Annotated in this window: 2 protein-coding genes and 1 pseudogene; all 3 read right to left on the bottom strand. The window is 60.5% G+C overall.

Annotated elements, in window-relative coordinates; all coding sequences use genetic code 11:
- A pseudogene (locus tag ACOVRA_RS10915) lies at nt 1–498 on the bottom strand (aldehyde dehydrogenase family protein); the annotation flags it as partial.
- 19 nt (nt 499–517) lie between these two features.
- Nucleotides 518–1,555, bottom strand: a complete 1,038-nt coding sequence (locus ACOVRA_RS10910; protein ID WP_421720313.1) for a 2'-deoxycytidine 5'-triphosphate deaminase domain-containing protein — start codon at nt 1,553–1,555, stop codon at nt 518–520.
- 60 nt (nt 1,556–1,615) lie between these two features.
- Entirely contained in the window at nt 1,616–2,470 is an 855-nt protein-coding gene (locus ACOVRA_RS10905; protein WP_421720312.1) for a TIGR01459 family HAD-type hydrolase, read from the bottom strand.
- Nucleotides 2,471–2,630 lie beyond the last annotated feature (160 nt).

The raw sequence follows: 2,630 nt of genomic DNA, 5'->3' as shown, positions 1-2,630 counted from the left end.
GTTGAAGATGGCGCAGGTGATTTGCGCGCAAAGCGGGGTCTTTTCAGACGGCTTCCAAATGACGGGATCACCACAGACCAGCGCCAGCATGGCATTCCAAGCAAACACCGCTACGGGGAAGTTAAAGGCGCTGATGACCAAAACGGGGCCTAAAGGCTTCCAGCGCTCCAACAAATGATGTCCGGGCCGTTCTGATGCTAAGGTCAGGCCCGCCAATTGTCGCGACAGGCCAACCGCATAATCGGCCATATCGATCATTTCTTGCACTTCGCCCAAGGCTTCAGAGCGGGTCTTGCCCGCTTCCAGCGTCACCATATCGGCAAGCTCTTGCTTACGGGCGCGCAATTCCTGCCCCCACAAGCGCACCAATTCGCCCCGTCGCGGCGCGGGGATAGACCGCCAGGCCAGATAAGCGGCATGGGCCGTCTGACAGGCTTCTCGGCAATCTTCTGCTGATGCAGCGGGTACTTCGCCCAGCTTCTGGCCGTCAATGGGAGAGATAGAGGCGATCAACATGTTACGACCATGGTTCAAACAATTTGGATAATTTCAGGCCTTGCCCCTGATAATGGCTGCCCACATCGCCGTAAAAAGCCTGTGGCGCAGAGGACAAAGGCTCATAAATCAGGCGCGCGACGGGCTGATCATGCTCCAGCACAAACGGGACGTCCCGCCCGCGCACTTCCAACACGCCGCGCGCACCCGCGCTGCCATGATCTTTCGCGCCAAAGCCGGGATCAAAGAAGCCCGCATAATGGGCGCGGAACTCACCCAAATCTTCAGCGGTCGCCACCATTTCTGCGGCGACATCTTTTGGGATCGATAGACCCGACTGACTGGCCAAAATGTAAAACTCACCGGGGTCCAACACCAAACGGCCATCGCGCGCCGTCAAAGGCTCAAACCAATCGCGCGGCGCATGGCCGCCCACTTTAGCAAGGTCCAATAAGGGCGCATGGCGCCGCGCCCGATAACCTATAACAGGCCCTAAGGAGTCGTGGGATAGATCCAAGTTCAGATCGAGGCGTTGGAGTGTTGGCGTCTGGCCCTTCTTCAAGCGCAATTGCGCCAAGCGGTCACCCGGGCGGGCAAGGATGGAGAAGGTGCGTGGGCAAATCTCAACCCACAGCGGGCCCTGATAGCCCGCGCGCACCCGGTCAAAGCTGGTCGCGCCATCGGCAATCACGCGCACAAACACATCAATCCGCCCGGTGGAGCTTTTGGGGTTAGCCAGCGCAAACACCGTTTCGGGCAGCGCAAGGCTTTCTTGGAGGGGCGCGAGATAGACACAGCCCGTCTCCAGTACCGCGCCTTCCCGCAGATCCAGCTTGTGCAGCACCAAATCGCTTTCGCTCAAGCGCTGGGAAACGGTGCGGCCTTGGCCCGGCAAGAAGCTGGCGCGCACCCGATACGCAAAGTCGCCCAAGCGCAAGTCGAGGCTGGCGGGCTGGATTTGTTTGTCGGCAAAGGGGGTGGCGGCCGTGATGGCGCCGCCATCGGCCAGGGCCTGCAGAATGTGGTCGGGCAAAACCCCGTCAGCGATGGAATCGATCATCCCACCTGCATAGCGGGTTTAGGGCGTTTTCTCTATGCCCCTATGTCGAGCACGGACGGCTTAAGCCAGTTCGGCAATCGCCCAGCGGGCATCGACCCGATAGGAGGCAAGGAAGGCATCCACTTTCGCGCCATCCAGCCCGTCGGCATTGGAGAGTTCTGCTGCGTGAATGCCACCAGCGACGAACAAGCAGTCGAGCTTCTGGCCATGCGCACCGGCCACATCGGTTTGTACGCCGTCGCCAATGCACAAGAGGCGCTCGCGTGCGAAGGGCTTGCCCGCGAGGCGCTCCGCTTCTGCGATGGTCAGGTCATAGATCGGCGCATAGGGCTTGCCCGCCATGATAACAGGCCCACCCAATTCTTCATAAATATCGGCCAAGGCCCCGGCGCAGGGGATCAGATGGCCGCCAAATTGCACCACCCGGTCTGGGTTGGCGCAGATGAAGGGCAGATTGCGGGCAGCCAAGGCTGCCAGCTCATCGCGATAGCTTTCAGGCGGCTCACTCAAATCATCGCGCAGGCCGGTACAGATCACATAGTCCGCCGTCTCTGCTGGGCGGAAGTCAACGGGCAGTCCATCATACAAGCCTTCATCCTTGGATGGACCAATCTTATAGCCGCGCGGTCCGCGCTTTTCGATCTCGGCCCGTGTGGCGTCGCCTGACGTCACAATCGCATCCCAGGCATCGCGGCGCACATGCAGCGCTTCCAATTGCTTGGGGATCACATTGGAGGGGCGCGGCGCGTTTGAGATCAGCACCACCGGCTTGCCCATCTCGCGAAACGCAGCCAGCGCGTTACAGCCCGCTTGATAGGCGGCCCTGCCATTATGGATCACCCCCCACACGTCACACAGGACGGCGTCATACTGGTCAGCAATATCGGCGAGGGCATGGATGATTCGTACGGTCATGGCCCCTGATACTGCGACTTGATGACAAGGTCGAGAATGGCGTGTGTGGGTCCTCTTCCTTTTCGCCTTGGGAAACGGGGAGCAACACCCATAGCCCCGCGTGGGAAACCACCGGGGGTGCGGCTGAGTGAGGGGCCGGGGCGCGTGGTATGCGCCAAAT

Source organism: Aquidulcibacter sp. (genome assembly GCF_049239865.1).
GTDB lineage: Bacteria > Pseudomonadota > Alphaproteobacteria > Caulobacterales > Aquidulcibacteraceae > Aquidulcibacter.
The sequence above is the reverse complement of the archived record's forward strand: the minus strand, read 5'-3'. Positions and strand labels throughout refer to the sequence as shown.

What these genes read in the sequence shown, in the direction of transcription:
- ACOVRA_RS10905 (WP_421720312.1), bottom strand. Translation starts at nt 2,470, where the DNA reads ATGACCGTACGAATCATCCATGCCCTCGCCGATATTGCTGACCAGTAT.
- ACOVRA_RS10910 (WP_421720313.1), bottom strand. Translation starts at nt 1,555, where the DNA reads ATGATCGATTCCATCGCTGACGGGGTTTTGCCCGACCACATTCTGCAG.